General features: G+C 72.7%; 13 protein-coding genes. 6 read left to right on the top strand and 7 right to left on the bottom strand.

The window, feature by feature from the left end:
- Positions 1-21: 21 nt before the first annotated feature.
- From ACZ66S_RS12460 to ACZ66S_RS12450, 3 genes are all read right to left on the bottom strand, one after another.
- Positions 22-381 carry a cupin domain-containing protein gene (locus ACZ66S_RS12460; RefSeq protein WP_469901457.1) on the bottom strand — a complete coding sequence of 120 codons (360 nt, stop codon included), beginning with the start codon at positions 379-381 and terminating at the stop codon, positions 22-24.
- Positions 382-530: 149 nt separating this feature from the next.
- A complete protein-coding gene (locus tag ACZ66S_RS12455) occupies positions 531-1508 on the bottom strand; it encodes a threo-3-hydroxy-L-aspartate ammonia-lyase (RefSeq protein ID WP_469901456.1) in 978 nt (325 codons plus the stop codon).
- Positions 1505-2158, bottom strand: coding sequence for a helix-turn-helix transcriptional regulator (locus ACZ66S_RS12450; protein ID WP_469901455.1), 654 nt, complete (start codon positions 2156-2158; stop codon positions 1505-1507). The genes ACZ66S_RS12455 and ACZ66S_RS12450 overlap by 4 nt, the downstream gene beginning before the upstream one ends.
- Before the next feature lie 133 nt (positions 2159-2291).
- Between ACZ66S_RS12450 and ACZ66S_RS12445 the strand changes: the two genes are divergently transcribed.
- From ACZ66S_RS12445 to ACZ66S_RS12430, 4 genes are all read left to right on the top strand, one after another.
- Positions 2292-3467 carry an MFS transporter gene (locus ACZ66S_RS12445; RefSeq protein ID WP_469901454.1) on the top strand — a complete coding sequence of 392 codons (1176 nt, stop codon included), beginning with the start codon at positions 2292-2294 and terminating at the stop codon, positions 3465-3467.
- 29 nt (positions 3468-3496) lie between these two features.
- A complete protein-coding gene (locus tag ACZ66S_RS12440; RefSeq protein ID WP_469901453.1) occupies positions 3497-5254 on the top strand; it encodes a beta-galactosidase in 1758 nt (585 codons plus the stop codon).
- Positions 5254-7638 carry a beta-galactosidase gene (locus tag ACZ66S_RS12435; RefSeq protein WP_469901452.1) on the top strand — a complete coding sequence of 795 codons (2385 nt, stop codon included), beginning with the start codon at positions 5254-5256 and terminating at the stop codon, positions 7636-7638. Before ACZ66S_RS12440 ends, ACZ66S_RS12435 begins: the two co-directional genes overlap by 1 nt.
- Positions 7639-7756: 118 nt before the next feature.
- Positions 7757-8824: a LacI family DNA-binding transcriptional regulator gene (locus ACZ66S_RS12430; RefSeq protein WP_469901451.1), complete on the top strand. Its 1068-nt coding sequence runs from the start codon at positions 7757-7759 to the stop codon at positions 8822-8824.
- A gap of 16 nt (positions 8825-8840) precedes the next feature.
- Here the strand turns inward: ACZ66S_RS12430 and ACZ66S_RS12425 are convergent, their stop codons facing one another.
- The 4 genes from ACZ66S_RS12425 to ACZ66S_RS12410 all read right to left on the bottom strand — a co-directional run bounded on the left by ACZ66S_RS12425 (position 8841) and on the right by ACZ66S_RS12410 (position 15052).
- Positions 8841-9824 (bottom strand): LacI family DNA-binding transcriptional regulator, encoded by a 984-nt coding sequence (locus tag ACZ66S_RS12425; RefSeq protein WP_469901450.1) that lies wholly within the window; start codon positions 9822-9824, stop codon positions 8841-8843.
- A gap of 27 nt (positions 9825-9851) precedes the next feature.
- Positions 9852-12755, bottom strand: a complete 2904-nt coding sequence (locus ACZ66S_RS12420; protein ID WP_469901449.1) for an aminotransferase — start codon at positions 12753-12755, stop codon at positions 9852-9854.
- A 612-nt stretch (positions 12756-13367) separates the two neighbouring features.
- Complete coding sequence (locus tag ACZ66S_RS12415) at positions 13368-13898, bottom strand: phosphatase PAP2 family protein (RefSeq protein ID WP_469901448.1); 531 nt, start codon at positions 13896-13898, stop codon at positions 13368-13370.
- Between the two features lie 74 nt (positions 13899-13972).
- Positions 13973-15052, bottom strand: a complete 1080-nt coding sequence (locus ACZ66S_RS12410; RefSeq protein WP_469901447.1) for a YihY/virulence factor BrkB family protein — start codon at positions 15050-15052, stop codon at positions 13973-13975.
- Positions 15053-15841: 789 nt separating this feature from the next.
- On the opposite strand from ACZ66S_RS12410, the gene ACZ66S_RS12405 reads away from it, so the two are divergent.
- Both ACZ66S_RS12405 and ACZ66S_RS12400 read left to right on the top strand, forming a co-directional pair.
- The gene (locus ACZ66S_RS12405; protein WP_469901446.1) at positions 15842-18031 is read left to right on the top strand and encodes an RICIN domain-containing protein; all 2190 of its coding nucleotides are present in this window, start codon (positions 15842-15844) and stop codon (positions 18029-18031) included.
- Positions 18032-18104: 73 nt separating this feature from the next.
- Positions 18105-19220, top strand: coding sequence for a glycoside hydrolase family 19 protein (locus tag ACZ66S_RS12400; protein ID WP_469901445.1), 1116 nt, complete (start codon positions 18105-18107; stop codon positions 19218-19220).
- Positions 19221-19225 lie beyond the last annotated feature (5 nt).

Below are 19225 nucleotides of genomic sequence, written 5' to 3'. Positions count from 1 at the left end.
ACGCCGGCCGACCGCTGTGCCTCACTCGCCCTTCGCGTAGTCCTTCGCCATGCCGCCCGCGAAGTCGTAGAGCACGCACTGCTCGTCGCCGACGACCCAGGCGTCGTGCCCGGGTGCCAGCACGAAGACGTCGCCGGGGCCCACTTCGCCCTCGGCGCCCTCGTCCGTGACGACGTGCATACGGCCCTGGACCACATAGCCGTTGTGGTGGACCTCGCAGCTCCTGGTGCCCGCGATGGGCCCCACGGACTCCGACCAGCGCCAGCCGGGCTCGAAGGTGCCGACGGCGAAGTCCAGTCCGCTCATGTGGACCGCTTCGAGGTGGCCCCGCGGGAAATCACGGCGCTCGTCCGGCTTGTCGAGCGTCTTCACCTCAAACATGACGGCTCTCCCTTCCGGCCGTGTTGCGGTACGGCCGGGGCCGGCCTCCGTCTCCCGCCCTTCCTGGGCGGCACCGGCGGGGGTCGAGCCCCATCACTCCATCGTCCGCCTGTCCAGTCGGGCCTGCCATTCGAGTGACGGGCGCCGGGTCAGTCGCCGCCCGCGCAGAGCCGCGCGAAACGGTCCGCGTCGACATTGCCACCGGAGACGATCACCCCGACCCGGTCCGGGAGACCGCTCACCCGGCCGCTGAGCAGGGCGGCCAGCGGGGTCGCGCCGCTCGGCTCGACGACGGTCTTCAGCCGCTCGAAGGCGAAGCGCATGGCCGCGCGGATCTCGTCGTCGGAGACCAGCACGATCTCGTCGACCAGTCGCCGGTTCACCGAGAAGGTCAGCTCGCCCGGCGTGTGCAGGGCCTGTCCGTCGGCGATGGTCCTCGGCACCGGGACGCTGACGCGCCGCCCCGCCTCCAGGGACCGCTTGGTGTCGTCGCCGGCCTCGGGCTCCACGCCGACCATGCGGATGCCCGGGTACAGGCCCTTGGCGGCGGTCGCGCTCCCCGCCATCAGGCCGCCGCCGCCGACCGGCGCGAGCAGCGCACCCAGCTCCCCCGTCTCCTCCAGCAGCTCCAGGGCGGCGGTGCCCTGCCCCGCCATGACGTGCGGGTGTTCGTACGGCGGGATGAGCGCCAGGCCCCGCTCGGCGGCCAGGGCCTGGGCGATGGCCTCGCGGTCGCCGGTGTAGCGGTCGTAGGTGACGATCTCGGCGCCGTAGCCCTCGGTCGCCGCGCGCTTGGACGCCGGGGCGTCCTCGGGCATGACGATCACCGCGGTGGTGCCGAGCTCGCGGGCGGCCAGGGCGACGGCCTGGGCGTGGTTCCCGGAGGAGTAGGCCGCGATGCCCCGGGCCAACTGCTCCGGGGTGAGCCGGGACGCCGCGTTGTAGGCGCCGCGGAACTTGAAGGCGCCGACCCGCTGGAGGTTCTCGCACTTGAGGAAGACCTCGGCGCCGACCAGGGCGTCCAGGGTCCGTGAGCGCAGCACGGGGGTGCGGTGCGCGACCCCCTTGAGCCGGGCGGCCGCGTCCCGGACGTCGTCCAGGGTGACCGGCGGGGTGGTCATCGTCACGAGGGCCCTCCAGTGGTGGCCTGTTTGCGGGACTGGGACAGATAGCTGTAGGCGGAGGCGCGGGAGATCCCGAGCCGTCCGGCCACCTGCTCGATCGCCCGCCGGACCGCGAACACGCCCCGTTCGTCCAGGCTGCGGAACAGGTCAAGGCGTCCGGCGCGGTCGAGCAGCGCCCAGGACTGGTGCCGGTGCGCGTCGAGCATGACGTCGACGACGGAGTCGATGTCGTCGCCGAAGGTGGTGACGGGCGGCTCCGCCGGGGTGGCTGCGGTCCCTGCCAGGGCTCCCAGCAGGGCATGGACCTCGCTCGCCGCGGTGACGTCGACATTGAGGCACAGCGCGCCGAAGACCGTGCCCGAGGAGTCCCTCAGCAGCATCGTGGACGACTTGACGAGCTTGCCGGTGCCGGTCCGGGTGACGTAGTTCAGCTCGTCGGCCGCCTCGTCGCCCCGGGCCACCATGCGCAGGCCGATCTCGCTCATCGCCCCGCCCACCGTGCGCCCGGTCACCGAGCCGGCGATGGCCACCACCGAGCTCTCCGGTCTCCGGTAGTCGTGCAGCACCGCCTCGCACACCGGCCCGAAGGTCGCCGCGATCCCGTCGACGACCGTCGTGAGCGCGCCGATGATCGCGTCCCGCTCGGCCTCCATGGCACTCTCCCGCCTCCATCACTTCTTCTAGACTAGCAATCCAGTTCCTGGACCACCAGTCCAGCCCTGTAGCTCTTTCGGGTTCGGTCCGCAGATCTTGACGGCCCGTATGTTACCGGTAACATCACTGTCCATGTCCTCGACACCGGCGCCCGTGCGCACCCCGGTCTTCAGCCCGGCCGCGGTGGTCGCCTCCTGCGTGGGCTTCGTGCTGATCGGCGCGCTCCAGGCGCTGTACGGTCCGGCGATCCCGGCGCTGCGTGCGGAGTTCGCGCTCTCTCCCTCCGGGGCCGGACTGGGGCTGAGCGCCCATTTCGTGGGCGGGGTGGCCGGGGTCCTGCTGTTCGACCGGCTCTTCGGCCGGGTCGGCAACCGGCGGCTCCTGGGCGCCTCGTACCTGCTGATGGCGCTCGGTGCGGCGGGTTTCGCGCTCGCGCCGAACTGGCCGGCCGCCCTGGCCGCCGCGCTGCTCGCCGGGCTCGGCTTCGGGGGCACCGACTACGGCCTGAACCAGCTCTTCGCGGTCGGCTTCGGACACCGTTCCACCGCGATGCTGAACATCCTCAACGCGCACTTCGGCGTCGGCGCGATCCTCGGTCCGGCACTGATCGGCGCGGTGGGCGCCGAGCACTACCCGGCGGTCTTCCTCGGTTTCGCGCTGGCCGACCTGCCGTTGCTGCTGTGCCTGAAGGGCGTACGGGACCGGGCGCAGCAGCCGTCCGACCCGGCTCCCGGCTCCTCCGGCCCCCCGGGCGTCCTCGGCCGCAGTCTGGCCTCGGTGCTCTGCGTGTTCGTCGCGCTCTACGTCCTGCACGTGGGCATCGAGGCGGGCGTCGGAGGCTGGGAACCCACCCATCTGGAAACCGTGGGATACGGCGCCGGGGTGGCCGCGACCGCCACCTCCGTCTATTGGCTGATGATGACCGTGGGCCGCTTCCTGGTCGCCCCGCTCGCCCTGCGGTTCTCGGCGCAGACCATCGTCACCGTGTCCTGCGCCGGCATGACGGTCTGTCTGCTCCTGGCCTCCGTACCGGAGTTGGCGCCCTACGCGTACGCGGGTGTCGGTCTGTTCATCGCGCCGATCTTCCCCACCGGTCTGCCCTGGCTGCACCGGGCCGCCCCCGGCGCCCGTCGGGCCGGTGCCCTGGTCATCGCCGCCTCGATGATCGGCGGTGTGGCGGCGGGGCCCGCGCTGGGCAAGGCCATCGAGTGGGCCGGGATCCGGGCCGTCCCGCTCCTGCTGAGCGGTGTCTCGGCCCTGTGCCTGGCCGCGACGCTCCGGCTCGTCCGCAGCACCCGAACCCACTGAACTCCCGCCGACTGGAAGGGATGCCCCGCATGCCCGCTCTGACGACGTCCTCCGACGGTTTCCTCCTGCACGGCGAGCCGTTCCGGATCATCTCCGGGGCCATGCACTACTTCCGTGTACACCCCGACCAGTGGGCCGACCGGCTGCGCAAGGCGCGGCTGATGGGCCTGAACACGGTGGAGACATATCTGCCGTGGAACCTCCACGAACCCGAACCGGGCAGGCTCGTCCTGGACGGCTTCCTCGACCTGCCCCGCTGGCTGCGGCTCGCCCAGGACGAGGGCCTGCACGTCCTGTTGCGACCGGGGCCGTTCATCTGCGCCGAGTGGGACGACGGCGGTCTGCCCGCCTGGCTGCTCGCCGACCCCGACATCCGGCTGCGCAGCAGCGACCCGCGCTTCACGTCGGCCTTCGACGGCTACCTGGACCGGCTCCTGCCCGCACTGCGGCCGTTCCTGGCCGCGCACGGCGGCCCGGTGATCGCCGTGCAGGTGGAGAACGAGTACGGGGCGTACGGCGACGACACCGCGTACCTCAAGCACGTCCACCAGGCGCTGCGCGACCGTGGTGTCGAGGAGCTGCTGTACACCTGCGACCAGGCCGACGCGGAACACCTGGCGGCCGGCGCCCTGCCGGGCACGCTCGCCACGGTCACCTTCGGCAGCCGGGTCGAGGAGAACCTGGCCGCACTGCGCGCCCATCAGCCCCAAGGCCCTCTGATGTGCTCGGAGTTCTGGGTCGGCTGGTTCGACCACTGGGGCGGCCCGCACCACGTACGGTCCGCCGCCGACGCCGCGGCCGACCTGGACCGCCTGCTGTCGGCCGGCGCCTCGGTCAACATCTACATGTTCCACGGCGGCACCAACTTCGGCTTCACCAACGGCGCCAATCACAAGCACGCCTACGAGCCGACCGTCACGTCCTACGACTACGACGCCCCGCTCACCGAGAGCGGCGACCCCGGCCCCAAGTACCACGCGTTCCGCGAGGTGATCGCCCGCCACACGGCCACGCCCGAGGAGCCGGTGCCGGCGCCCGCGCCCAAACTCCCGGTCACCGACGTCCACTTGGACCAGCGGGCGCCGCTGCTGCCGTACGTCCGCGCGCGGGCGGCGACGTACGCCGAGACCCCCGTGACGATGAACGAACTGGGCGTGCACACCGGTTACCTGCTCTACCGCACCGTGCTTCCCGGCTCGGGCGACGGTCTGCTGCACTTCCCGGGCGGGGTCGGGGACCGCGCCCAGGTCTTCGTGGACGGCGCCCCGGCCGGGGTGCTGGAGCGGGAGCGGCACGACGAGACGCTGTCCGTGCGGGTGCCGCACGCCGGTGCCGTCCTGGAGGTCCTGGTCGAAAACATGGGCGGGGTCAACTACGGGCCGCGCATCGGGGCGCCCAAGGGGCTGCTCGGCCCGGTCTCCTTCCAGGGCACCGCACTGCGCGGCTGGGAGTGCCGGGCCGTGCCGCTGGACGACCTGACCGCCGTGCCGTTCGGCCCGTCCGCGGCGACCACGGACGCGGAACCCGCCTTCCACCGGGGCACCTTCGAGGTGGCGGGCCCGGCCGACATCTTCCTCGCCCTGCCCGACTGGACCAAGGGCCAGGCCTGGGTCAACGGCTTCCACCTCGGCCGCTACTGGAAGCGGGGCCCGCAGCACACCCTGTACGTGCCCGCCCCCGTCCTGCGCCCCGGCACCAACGAACTGGTGCTGCTGGAACTGCACGCCACCACCGGCACGCGGGCCCGGCTCACCGACACGCCCGACCTCGGACCGGAGACCGACTGATGTCCCACCCGCACCGCCTGCGTATCCCCTCCCCCGCCGGGCCTCCGCTGACCGGGCACCTGCCCTTCGCGGACGCCCCCGGGGTGCCCGACCCGATCGAGGTCACCAGCCGCTGGCTCACCCGCGGGGGCCGCCCCTGGTTCCCCGTCTCCGGCGAGTTCCACTACTCCCGCTGTCCCGCGGACGAGTGGGAGGAGGAGCTGCTGAAGATGAAGGCGGGCGGGGTCACGGTCGTGGCCAGTTACGTCATCTGGATCCACCACGAGGAGGTCGAGGGCCGCGTCCGCTTCGACGGCGACCGCGACCTGCGCCGCTTCGCCGAGTTGTGCGCCCGGCACGGCCTGGACTTCGTCCCCCGCATCGGGCCCTGGTCGCACGCCGAGGTCCGGGGCGGCGGTCTGCCCGACTGGGTGCAGGCCCGCGACTGCGTGCCCCGCACCGACGATCCGGTGTACCTGGACGCCGTACGCCCCTGGTTCGCGGCGATCGCCGAGCAGTTGGACGGGCTCGACCGGGCCCACGGCGGTCCGGTCGTGGCGATCCAGATCGAGAACGAGCTCTACGACCAGCCCGGCCATCTGCTGACGCTCAAGCGGATGGCCCAGGAGGCCGGCCTCAGCGCGCCCCTGTGGACGTCGACCGCCTGGGGCGGTGTACGGCTCCCGCCGGACGAGCTGCTTCCGCTGTACGGCGGTTACACCGAGGCCTTCTGGACGGAGGCCGACGGCGGCTGGCCGGACACCTGCCGCAAGCACTTCTTCTTCACCCACCAGCGCGACGACGAGGGCATCGGCTCCGATCTGCGCCCGGTGCGCGTGCGGGGCAGCGAGCCCGACGCGTTCGCCGACCGGTTCCCCTGGGCCACCTGCGAACTGGGCGGCGGCATGGCGGTGTCGTACCACCGCCGGCCGTACGTCGACCCCGACGACATCGGTGCCCTCGGCCTCACCAAGATCGGCTGCGGCTCGGTGTGGCAGGGCTTCTACATGTTCCACGGCGGCACCAACCCGACGGGCGAGCTCAGCACCCTCCAGGAGTCGCACGCCACCGGCTATCCGAACGACCTGCCCGTCCTGACGTACGACTTCCAGGCACCGCTCGGCGAGTACGGCCAGTACCGCAGGACGTATCACGAACTACGGCTCCAGCACCTGCTGCTGGCGGATTTCGGGCATCTGATCGCCCCCATGGAGTCCGTGCTGCCCGAGCGCCGGCCGGACGGACAGTCCGACCGGGAGACCCTGCGCTGGGCGGTGCGCGCAGACGGCACCTCGGGCTTCCTCTTCGTCAACAACCACCAGCCGCACGAACAGCTCCCCGAACACCCGGACACGTCGTTCAGGATTGAACTCTCCTCCGGTGGAGGCGAGTTGGCGCTGCCCAGCTCCCCCGTCACGGTCCCGAGCGGCGCCTACTTCTGCTGGCCGCTGCGCCTGGACGTGGCCGGTCTGCGCCTGGAATGGGCCACCGCCCAGCCCGTGTGCACGGTCGACGCCGACGGCCGTACGGTCCTGGTGCTGGCCGCCACGGACGGCATCGCGCCCGAACTCGCCCTGGACGCGGCCACGGTGTCGGCCGTGCGCACGCCGACCGGCGAGGTCGTCCCGGTCGGCGACCGGCTGCTGGTGACCGGGCTGCGCCCCGGCACCGACGCCCTCGTGGAGGTGGACACCGCCGACGGCGGACGGGTCGGCCTGCTGGTGCTGGACGCGGCGACGGCCCGTACCGTCTACCGCGGCGAGGCCTGGGGTGCCCAGAGGCTGGTGCTGAGCGGGGACGGAGTGGTCTTCGACCGGGACGAGGTACGGCTGCACGGTCCGGGCACGGCCACGTCGTTCGCCGTGCTGCCCGCACCGGAGCGGGCGCCCGTGGTGGACGGGGCGGCGGTCGAGGCGGTCGCGGACGGGGTGTTCCTGCGCTACCGGGTCCCGGCCGTGCCGGCCGCCCCGGAGCCCGGGCCCGAGGTCGGTCTCGTACGGGCCGCCGGGCCCGCCCCCGAGCCCGTCACCGGCGTCCAGGGCCGGGCGAGCGCGCCGGCCGACAAGCACTTCGACACCGTGGCCGCCGAGTACCGCGTTCAGGTGCCGGACGGACTGCCGTCCGGGACGCTCCTGCGGCTGCACTGGCACGGGGACGTGGGGCGGGCCTACGTGGGGGACACGCTGGTCGCCGACCAGTTCTGCGCGGGACGGGTCTGGGACATCGGCCTGGACCGGCTGCCCGCGGACGCGCTGCGCGCCGAGGGCCTGCGGCTGCGGTTGCTGCCGCTGCACCCCGACGCCCCGGTCCATCTGCCCGAACAGGCGCGTGGCGAGCGGGGGACGGTCGCTGTCACGCACGCCGAGTGGATCGCCCGGCACACCCGGTCGGTGCGGGCCGGCTGACCTGCCCCGGGGCCCCGTCGGCCGCCCCGCCCCCGGTCCCGGCCCGCCTATGCTGTGCTCCCCGGGCGGGCCGGGACCGCCGTACCACCGCCACCACCACGTCGAGGACACCGTCACCATGACCCCAAGCGCCGCCGAGGGAGCCGTGCCGAAGGGGCGCAGCCGCCGCAACTTCGCCGGCTCGCGCCCGGTGATGGACGACGTGGCCCGACTGGCCGGTGTCTCCAAGCAGACCGTCTCCCGGGTGCTCAACGAACATCCGTCGGTCCGTCCCGAGACCCGCGAGGCGGTCCTGACGGCCATGCGGACCCTCGGCTATCGGCCCAGCCGCAGCGCCCGCTCCCTGGCCAGTGGCCGGACCCGGATGCTCGGGGTGATCTCCTTCGACGCGGCCCGCTACGGACCGGCCGCGATCCTGACCGCCATCAACACCGCCGCCCAGCAGGCCGGCTATCTGGTCAGCTCCATCGCGCTGGACTCGGCCGAGCCCGACACGGTCGTCGAGGCCGTCGACCGGCTCTCGGCGGAGGGCGCGGACGGAGTGATCGCCATCGCCCCGCAGTTGTGGGTCGGCCACGCCCTGGCGGACGCCCGTCTGGACATCCCGCTGGTGGTGCTGGAGAACGGCTTCGACCCCGAGAGCGAGCAGGTCACCGGCGACTCCCGGGAGGGTGCCCGCAAGGCGACCGAGCACCTGCTGGGGCTCGGTCACCCCACCGTCCGGCACATCGCGGGGCCTCGCGGCTGGACCTCCGCCGACCAGCGGCTGGCGAGCTGGCGCACCACGCTGGAGGCGGCCGGGGCACCGGTCCCCGAGCCGCTGTTCGGCGACTGGAGCGCCGAGTCCGGCTACCACCTGGGCCGCCGGCTGGCCCGTCGCCCGGACGTCACCGCGGTGTTCGCGTCCAACGACCAGATGGCCCTCGGTGTGCTGCACGCCTTCCACGAGGCGGGCCGCCCGGTGCCGGACTCGGTCAGTGTGGTGGGCTACGACGACATCCCCGAGGCGGCGCATCTGCTGCCGCCGCTGACGACCGTGCGCACGGACTTCGCGGAGATCGGCACCCGGTCCCTGCGGCTCCTGCTGAGCCGGATCGACGCCTCGGCGCAACCGCCCCGTCCCGCCTCGCTCGTCCCCGTCGACCTGGTCGTCCGCGCGAGCAGCGGACCGGCACCGGGGCGCTGAGCGCGGGGCCCGGCGCTCACGGGGACGTGGACGCCCGGACGTTCACGCCGATGGCCACGGTACGGGCGGTGCCGGCCGGCACTTCGCCGGCGAGGATCCCGCACAGCAACCGCACGCATTCCGCACCCATGTGACGGGGTCTCAGATCAATGGCCGTGATAGGCGGTTCAGCGGTCCGCATGGCCAGGCTGTCGACGCAGGACGCCAGCAGCAGGTCCTCGCCCACGACCCGGCCCGCCGACCGGATCTCGGGCAGGACGGCCGCCGCGGCCCCGTCCGCCGCGCACACGATCGCGTCGGTCTCCGGCGTCCCGGCGAGCAACTCCCCCACCACGGCCCGGAGCACCTCGGGTGCGGCACCGAACGGGGCCTTGCGCAGCAATGGCTGGACGGCATGCCCGGCGCACCAGCGCGCGTAGGTGCGCTGCAGGGTGAGGGCCCAGTCGGCGGTGGTGTCGGAGGCGACGAACGCGGGCCGGCGGGCGCCCCGCGCGCGCAGGTGGTCGAGGAGTTCCGTCAGCGAGGTCCCGTGGTCGGACCAGATCACCCCGGCGGGCTGGGTGTCACCGCCGTAGCGCTCGGCCGTGACGACCGGGAGCCCCGCGTTCATCAGCTCGTCGACCACGGGGTTGTCCGGCATCGGGTCGCACAGGATCAGCCCGTCGGCCTGCGGGAGGCGGCCGGCGGACACCAGCGTCACGTTCAGCCCGGAGCGCGCGGCCTGTTCGGCGACGCCGAACACGAACGACATGTAGTACTCGGCGCTAGTGAGGAACTCCGGGATGTGCAGCGCGACGGTGTCCGTCACGGAGGTGCGCAGGCTGCGGGCGCTGCGGTTGGGTGTGTATCCGAGGCCACGGGCGGCGTCCAGGACGGCCCGGCGGGTGGCGTCGGACACCCGGCCGTGGCCGCGCAGGGCGTCCGAGGCGGTGGTCTTGGAGACGCCCGCGCGACGGGCGACGTCGGCGATGGTGGCGGGCGCGCCCGGCCCGGTCGGCATGCGGGGACCGCTGTCCGGCACGCCGCCTCACCAGCCGTGGGTCAGCACGTCGTCCAGCGCGGCCGTGAACACGTCGGCGCTGTGCCGGGTCAGGCACAGGGGCGGCTTGATCTTCAGCACGCACTGCCGGTCCGAGGTGGGCTGGACAATCACGCCGAGCTCGCGCAACCGGTCGCAGATCGCGGCGGCCTCCTCGGTCGCCGGCTCCAGCGTCTCCCGGTCCCGGACGAACTCCACGCCCAGGTACAGCCCGGAGCCGTGCACCGCGCCGATCAGCGGGTGCCGGTCGGCGAGTTCCTCCAGCCGCGCCTTCAAGTACCCGCCGGTCTCCAGGGCGTTGTCCTGGAGGCGTTCGTCCCGCAGCGCGTCCAGGACGGTCAGTCCGACCACGCTGCTGACGGGGCTGCCGCCGGCCGAGGAGAAGAAGTAGCCCTGGGTGCGGTAGGCGTCGGCGATCTCCCGGCGGGTGATCACCGCGCCCAGCGGATGCCCGTTGCCCATCGCCTTGGCGACGGTGACGACGTCCGGCACCACGCCCTGCTGCTCGAACCCCCAGAAGTGGGTGCCCAGCCGGCCGTAGCCGACCTGCACCTCGTCCGCGACGCACAGCCCGCCGACGGCACGGGTCGCCTCGTAGACCTCCCGGAGGTAGCCGTCGGGGAGGGGGAGGCCGCCCGCGTTGCCGTAGAAGGGCTCGCAGATGAAGGCGGCCGGCGGGTGGCCGTGCTCGGCGAGTTCGGTGATCCGCGCGGCGGCCTCGGGGCCGTAGCGCCGGGCCTCGCTGCCGCGGTGGCGGCCCCGGTAGGAGTTGGGGGCGGCCACGGTGTGGATCCAACTCGGCCGGGAGGACAGGGCGTTGGGGTTGTCCGCGATCGAGGTGGAGACCGCGTCGCTGGCGTACGTCCACCCGTGGTACGCCTCCTCGACCGCGACCGTGTCCTGGCGCCCGGTCGCCGCCCAGGCCAGGCGCAGGGCGAGGTCCACGGCCTCGGAGCCGCTGTTGACGAGGAAGACGGTGTCCAGTTCCGGGGGCAGCAGCGCGGTGAGCCGCTCGGAGAGCTCCACCACCGAGCCGTAGTGGAAGCGGGAGTTGGTGTTGAGGCGCCGCCACTGCCGCTGCACGGCGTCGCTCAGCCCGGGGTGGCCGTGGCCGAGGACGGTCACGTTGTTCAGCATGTCGAGGTAGCCGCGGCCTCGGGTGTCGACGAGGTGGTGGCGCCAGCCGCGCTCGATACGGGGCGGCTCGTCGTAGTAGTGCTCCTGGACGCCGGCGAAGGCACGGTCACGGCGGTCGAGGAGATCCCTGTCGGCGGACGGCTGCCCCGCCTCCTGTCCGGTGATCAGTGGCGTCGGGTCCGGGCTCACCGCCAGCCAGCCGGCGGCCAGGTCCGGGGTGGCGAAGCGCGGGGGCCGTCGGTCGGCCAGGGTCGACAGGTGCAGGCCGAGGACGTGTCCGCCGTCCCGCTCGGCGACGGTGCCGAGGTGCTGTCCGGCGGCGACCTGACCGGGTGCGGGCGGGCCCTCGACGCCGTGCAGCCACAGCACGGGTCCCTCGCCGCGCAGGGCGAGCGTGCCGTCGGCGTGCCGGGTGAGCGTGCCCGCCCAGGGCGCGCGCACCTCCAGGGGGCCGGCGAGGTGCAGGTCGACGCCGAGGGCGCAGGTCGCCGGGGTGTCCGGGGTGTCGATCGTGGTCCGGGTCAGGCGGAACTCGCTGTGCCGGGTGCGGACCGCGGGCCGGCCGGCGGTGAGGGCGGCCTCGGCGTCCGGCTCCAGCCATCGGCCCGTGTGCAGGTCGTCGCTCTGCGCGGAGAGATCGAGCACCGGTATGTCGTCGGGCAGGTCCGGCAGCATGCGGTGGGCGGGCCGGACGGCCACCTGGGGCAGGGGGCGGCCGAGCGCCTCCCGCACCTGGGCCCCCATCACCTCGGCGGGGACCGAGACGGCCGACTCGAACATGGCCCACTCCCGGTCCAGGGCGGCGGAGGCGTAGCCGTTGCCGGGATCCTGGAGGACGTCGTACTGCCCGCTGACCACCATGACGGCCGCCCGGAGCACGACGAGCGGCCACAGGACGGCCGCCTCGCCGTCGGAGAGCGGGCGCACGGCGTCGAAGGCGCGGACGGCGGGCAGCACGGAGGCGGGGCCGGCGCCGTGGTGATGCAGGAGGGAGGTGCAGGTGACCGCCAGTTCCGCCACGGTCCAGCCGGTGCCGAGATCCCCGAAGTCGATCACGCCGACCGGCATCCGGCGGCCGTCCCGTGCCGTCTCGCAGACGACGTTGTTGTCGGTGATGTCGCCGTGCACGAACTGGACCGGCAGCTCCCCGGCGTGGGGTTCCACGAGGGCGTACGCGCAGCGGGCGGCGCTCAGCACCCGGTCGGCGCGGTCCCGGTCGGACCAGTGCGGCGCGAGGGTCTCGACGACCTCGAGGGCGTTGCGCAGGTCCCACGGCCGCAGCCGGTCCGGGTCGGGGGCGGTGAAGTCGGCGAGGGCCGCGGCGATCCGCCCGGAGAGCTCGCCGAGACGGGCGACGACCGCGGGGGCGAGATAGCGGCTGTCCATGATCGGCTCACCCGGCACGAAGTCCAGCAGCCGACAGACCAGGTCGGTTCCCTCCACGGGGAAGGGCTGCACGACGTCCCCGTCGGTGCCGGGGACCGCCCGGGGCAGCCGGACGCCGGGCAGCGCACGGGCCAGGTGCTCCACGGCGTCGCACTGGGCGCGCAACTCGGCCGTACCGGTGGCCGGGTTGGCGACCTTGAGGACGTACTGCCCGGACTCGCCGTGCACCCGGTAGTTGCGGTCCTGCTGGCTTCCCAGGTCCCGCACGGTGCCCCGCACCCCGAACCGGGCCGCCAGGACGGCCGCCGCCGTGGCTTCGTCGATCGGTGCGAGAGGTCGCACCAGCCAGTCCGTGGACGGCAGGCCCATGGGTCCGCTCCGCTTCCGCGGCGAGGCGCCGCTCCTCTGCCGGAACGTTCCGGCACTTCGTGCGACGACGGTAGGACGAACCCGGTTCCCCGGTCAACGGCTCCCCCCGGCCCCATCCGTCCCGAATCTCCTGGATTACCTCGTGGGATACGGGTTACCCGCTCGTCAGGGTCCCTGGGGAGCCGCGGCGGCGGCCCACGGTGGCTTGTCCCGTGTGTGCCCGCGGTGTGGGGCTGCCGGCACACGGCGTCGGCCCGCTCAGCAGGTCCGAGCGGGCCGACGCGGACGGACTTCCTGCACTTCGCCCGTACGGCGCCGACGTCGTTCCCGACGAGTCGGCGCCGTTGGTGTGTGCGGACCCGTGCGCGAGGGCGGGCGCCCGGACGGCACGGGACGCCCACAGGCGACCGGCGGCTACCGGCAACCGGCAACCGGCAACCGGCAACCGGCAACCGGCAACCGGCAACGATGGACGGCTACGGGCGGCTACGGCGACGACGGACGGCACGGGCGGCTACGGCCAGCGGCGCAGGAACAGGCGCGGGGCGCGACGGATCAGCCAGGCGGCAGGCGCCCGGGCGAAACCGGACGCCCACAGACCACGACGGGCGGCTACGGCCAGTGGCGCAGGAACAGGCGCGGGGCGCGACGGGTGAGCCAGGCGGCGGCCGCGCCGATGGCGGCGCCGGCGGCGACATCGCTCGGGTAGTGGGCGCCCGACTGCACCCGCTCGACGGCGACCATGGCGGCCGGCAGCGCGCATAGCGCCCCCGCGACCGGCCAGGTCGGGGCGACGGCGGCGGTGAAGGCGACCGCCGCCGCCGTGTGCCCGGAGGGGAACGAGGAGGAGTCGGGGCGGTCGGCGACCTCGTCGTGCGGGATCCACTCCGCGGGCGGCCTGGGGCGTCCGGCCAGTTGCTTGCACAGGCCGTTCGACACCAGTTGGGCGGCCGCCAGAGCCACCACTCCGGCGGCCGCCGCCCGGCGCCCCCGCCAGCCGCCCTTCCACGCCATCACGGCGGCCGCGCCGCACCACAGCTTGGTGCTCTCCGCGGACTCCTCCACCGCAGACAACGCCTTGGCCACCCCCGGCGGGATCCGGGAGGCGGCACTGCGTGTCAGTGCTCCGTCGACCTCATGCAAGTCCGTCAGCAACCTCATGACCTGCGGTTGTCCCAAGCTCCCCGAGATAAGCCGGCAGAATCGGATCGGCTCCGTCACTGATCGTGCGCCGGACCGGGCTCCTCCAGCCTGCGGAGGTCCTGCTCGTCCCATGTCCGAGTGTCCCGCGGCTCCGTGTAGGGCTCCTGGTCGGGCGGCAGCCCGCCGGCGATCGCCCGCTGCCGGACGGTCTCGGCGTCGAACTCCAGGCCCAGCAGGATCGCCAGGTTGCTGATCCACAGCCAGATCAGGAAGACGATGACACCGGCCATGGTGCCGTAGGTCTTGTTGTACGAGGCGAAGTTGGCCACGTAGAACGCGAACCCGGCGGACGCCACCAGCCAGATCACGAGGGCGAGGAAGCTGCCCGGCGTGATCCACCGGAACCCCTTCACCCGGGCGTTGGGGGTGGCCCAGTACAGGAGCGCGATCATGATCGTGACCAGGACCACCAGGACGGGCCACTTGGCGATCGACCAGACCGTCAGGGCGGTGTCGCCGATGCCGAGCGCCGAGCCGGCCTTGCTGGCCAGGGTACCGGTGAAGACGACGATCAGCGCGCTGACGACGGCGAGCACCATGAGGACCACGGTCAGGCCGACCCGCACCGGGAGGATCTTCCAGATCGGGCGGCCCTCCGGCATGTCGTAGACCCGGTTGGCCGAGCGGATGAACGCGGCCACGTACCCGGACGCCGACCACACCGCCAGGACGATACCCACGACGGCCATGACCGACCCGACACCGGCCTTGTTCTGGAGCTGCTCGACGGCCCCGGTGATGATGTCGCGGGCCGAGCCGGGGGTGAACTGCTTGAGGTTCTTCAGCACCGTGTCCGTGGCGGACTTGCCGGTCAGGCCGAGCATCGACACCAGGACCAGGATGGCCGGGAAGAGCGACAGCAGCCCGTAGTACGTCAGCGCCGCGGCCCTGTCGGTCAGTTCGTCGTCCTTGAACTCCCGCACGCTGCCCCGCAGCACCGCTCCCCAGGCCGTCTTCGGCAGTTGGGACGGCGTGTCGGGCGCGCGCTCCTCCACGGCGGGGCCGGGGCCCACCTCCTCGGACGACGGGACCTCGCGCTCCGGAGCCTCGTCGCTGCCGTGGTGCTCTTTACGTCCAGGCAGATGCAGCTTCATGTGCGGCGGGTACCCCGGGAGGCCCGTCCAATCAGGGCTCCGGCGGGGAGTCGTACGGGACACCCCTGCCGGGCGGCCGCCAGGCGGACCCAGGCTGACCACGGCGGTCCCGACGACCGTCCGGCCGCGGGCTGTTCCGGCGACTGCGTCACGCGGCCCGACGGCCGGCTTCCCGGTGCCGCGCCCCCGAGTCAGCGGAGGCGGGGCGCGCGGAGGCCGCTCGTGCGGACCTCGGCGCGGGCCCCGGCGCGGATCCCGCGGTGGCATCGGACGGAGCACCGTGACGCGGCCGCGGCCGTGTACCGCCGTGCCGGGTCGGCGCGGACGACCGCTCGGTGCGACCGCGCTCGGTGCGACTGCGCTCGGCGCGGGACAGGTCGGCGCGGGACGGGTCGGCGCCGCGGATCAGCCGCAGGTGACGCCCCCTCGCATGACGGGGCGTCGACGATCCGGCCGACAACCGGTCCTCGAGGCGGTCCATGGCGTAGAGCAGCACACCCAGTGCGGGCAGCAGCGACACGGCGACGGCGATCACAACGCGGGTTCCCTCCCGGCGACAACAGCCGGCCGGGTATCCCTTCACGCGTCGCCCAAGGCTCAAGTGCCGCGGTTTTCCCGCACCGACCGTCCCCGTCAGCGGTGTCCACCGGGCGGTCCGCTCGCTCCCCTGCGCCAACCCCCTTCTCTCAAACCTTACTTCATCTCTTGACGTAATTGGTCCATACCTTTAGGTTCACGGGTCAGCCAGACACCTCGCGACACCCTCACCCCCCATGAAGGGCCCTGCGCATGCACACCCTCACGCGCCTCCGCAGATCCGGCGCCGCCACCCTCGTCACGGTGGCCGCCGCCTCCGCACTCACCGCCGTCCCCACATCCGCCGAGGCGGCGGCCGCCGCGCTTCCCACCGGCTTTTCCACTGTCATGAACGCGGCAAGCGGACGGTGTCTGGACGCCAGGGCGGCCGCCACCGCCAACGGCACGGTCGTCCAGCAGTACGCGTGCAACAGCAGCACGGCCCAGCAGTGGAGCTTCACCCCCACCAGCGACGGCTACGTCCGCCTCGACAACCGCAACAACACCTCCCAGGTCGTGGACGTGGCCGACGTCTCCACCGCCGACAACGCGCCCGTGCACCTGTGGACCTACGGCGGCGGCGCCAACCAGCAGTGGCTGCCCGTCCACGACGGCGGCGGCGCCTACCACTTCGTCAACCGCAACAGCGGCAAGTGCCTGGACGACCCGGGCGCCTCGACCGCCGACAGCGTGCAGTTCGTGCAGTACACGTGCAACGGCAGCGCGGCCCAGCGCTTCCAGGTGGTACCCGTGACCCCGTCCGCCACCAACCCCGACCTCGGCCCCAACGTCGTCGTCTTCGACCCGTCGATGTCGTCCTCGACGATCCAGTCGCGGCTGAACACCATCTTCCAGCAGCAGGAGACCAACCAGTTCGGCTCCCAGCGCTACGCCGTCCTGTTCAAGCCCGGCTCCTACTCCGCGAACGCCAACGTCGGCTTCTACACCCAGGTCGCGGGTCTGGGTCTGACCCCGGACGCGGTCACGATCAACGGGGCGGTGCACGCCGAGGCCGACTGGTTCCAGGGCAACGCGACGCAGAACTTCTGGCGCGGCGCCGAGAACCTGTCCGTCAACCCCACCGGCGGCGCCGACCGTTGGGCGGTATCCCAGGCGGCCGCGTACCGCCGGATGCATCTGCGCGGCAACCTCGCCCTGGACGACAACGGCTGGTCCAGCGGCGGTCTGCTCGCCGACACGAAGGTCGACGGACAGGTCAACTCCGGCAGCCAGCAGCAGTGGCTGACCCGCAACTCCCAGCTCGGTAGCTGGACCGGCGCCAACTGGAACATGGTCTTCGTCGGCAGCCAGGGCGTCCCCGGCACCACCTTCCCCAACCCGCCCCACACCACCGTCGCGCAGTCCCCGGTCAGCCGGGAGAAGCCGTTCCTGTACGTCGACGCCGACGGCGCCTACAAGGTGTTCGTGCCCTCGGTGCGCTCCAACTCGACGGGCACGAGCTGGGCGAACGGCGCCTCGGCGGGCAGCTCCCTGTCCCTGGACAGCTTCTACGTCGTGAAGCCGGGCGCGAGTGCCGCGGACATCAACGCGGCGCTGGCGGTGGGCAAGAACCTCCTCGTCACCCCGGGCGTGTACCACCTCAACCAGACGCTCCAGGTGAACCGCGCCGACACCGTGGTCCTCGGCCTGGGCCTCGCCACCTTCGTCCCGGACAACGGCGTCACCGCGATGAAGGTGGCCGACGTCGACGGCGTGAAGGTCGCGGGCGTCCTCTTCGACGCGGGCACCACCAACTCGCCCACCCTGATGGAGGTCGGGCCGGCCGGCTCCGCCGCCTCCCACGCCGCGAACCCGACCTCCCTGCATGACGTGTACTTCCGCGTCGGCGGCGCGGGCGTCGGCAAGGCGACCACCAGCCTTGTCATCAACAGCGACAACGTCATCGGCGACCACATGTGGATCTGGCGGGCCGACCACGGCAGCGGCGTCGGCTGGACCGCCAACACCGCGGACACCGGCCTGATCGTCAACGGCGACAACGTCACCGCCTACGGCCTGTTCGTCGAGCACTACCAGAAGTACCAGACCGTCTGGAACGGCAACGGCGGCCGCACGTACTTCTACCAGAACGAGATGCCCTACGACCCGCCCAACCAGGCGGCCTGGATGAACGGTTCGACGCAGGGCTACGCCGCCTACAAGGTCGCCGACTCCGTCACCAGCCACCAGGCCTACGGTCTCGGAAGCTACTGCTACTTCAACGTGAACCCGAGCGTCGCCGCGGAACGGGCCATCGAGGCGCCGAACAACTCCGGGGTCCGCTTCCAGAGCATGGTGACCGTCTCCCTCGGCGGCACCGGCACCATCCGGCACGTCGTCAACGGCACCGGTGGTCCCTCCAACTCCTCGACCAACGTGGCGAACCTGACCAGCTACCCGTAGAGCTCCGCGTTCCGGCCGCCCTCCGCACCAGGGGGGCGGCCTCCCCCACCCCCCTCAAGGAGCGTGCCCACCCATGTCCTCATCCCTCCGCAGAGGCCGCGTCGCGGTCTTCGCCGTCCTGGCAGCCCTGTTCACCGCGCTGCTCACGGTGACCCCCGCGCACGCCGCCTCCGGCACCATCACCGGCCTCGCCGGCAAGTGCGTCGACGTGGCGGGCGCGTCCACCGCCAACGGCACGGCCGTCCAGCTCTACGACTGCAACGGCACCGGCGCCCAGATCTGGTCCAACCCCGGTGACGGGACGCTGCGGGCGCTCGGCAAGTGCCTCGACATCGCCGACCGCAGCACCGCCGACGGGGCCGCCGTCCAGCTCTGGGACTGCTCGGGCGCCGCCAACCAGCAGTGGGTGGTCTCCGGCGCCCGCGACATCGTCAACCCGGCCGCGAACAAGTGCCTGGACGTGCGGGACAACAGCAGCGCCAACGGCAGCCGGCTGCAGATCTGGACCTGCTCCGGTACCGCCAACCAGAAGTGGAACGCGCCGGCGAGCGGCGGCGGCAGCACCCCGTCCGGGTTCGTCGTCAGCGAGGCGCAGTTCAACCAGATGTTCCCGGGCCGGAACTCCTTCTACACCTACAGCGGCCTGGTCGCGGCGCTGAGCGCCTACCCCGGCTTCGCCACCACCGGCAGCGACACGGTCAAGAAGCAGGAGGCGGCGGCCTTCCTCGCCAACGTGAACCACGAGACCGGCGGCCTGGTGTACATCGTCGAGCAGAACACCGCCAACTACCCGCACTACTGCGACTGGAACCAGTCGTACGGCTGCCCGGCCGGTCAGGCGGCGTACTACGGGCGCGGTCCGATCCAGCTCTCGTGGAACTTCAACTACAAGGCCGCGGGCGACGCGTTGGGGATCGACCTGCTCAACAACCCCTGGCTGGTGCAGAACGACTCCGCCGTGGCGTGGAAGACCGGGCTCTGGTACTGGAACACCCAGTCCGGCCCCGGCACCATGACCCCGCACAACGCCATGGTCAACCAGGCCGGCTTCGGCCAGACCATCCGCTCCATCAACGGCTCCCTGGAGTGCGACGGCCGCAACCCGGCCCAGGTGCAGAGCCGCGTCGACGCCTACAACCGGTTCACGTCGATCCTCGGGGTCAGCCCCGGCGGCAACCTCTACTGCTGAACAGG

Source organism: Streptomyces sp. NPDC107471, assembly GCF_055582845.1.
This window is presented reverse-complemented; position numbering and strand designations above follow the sequence as displayed.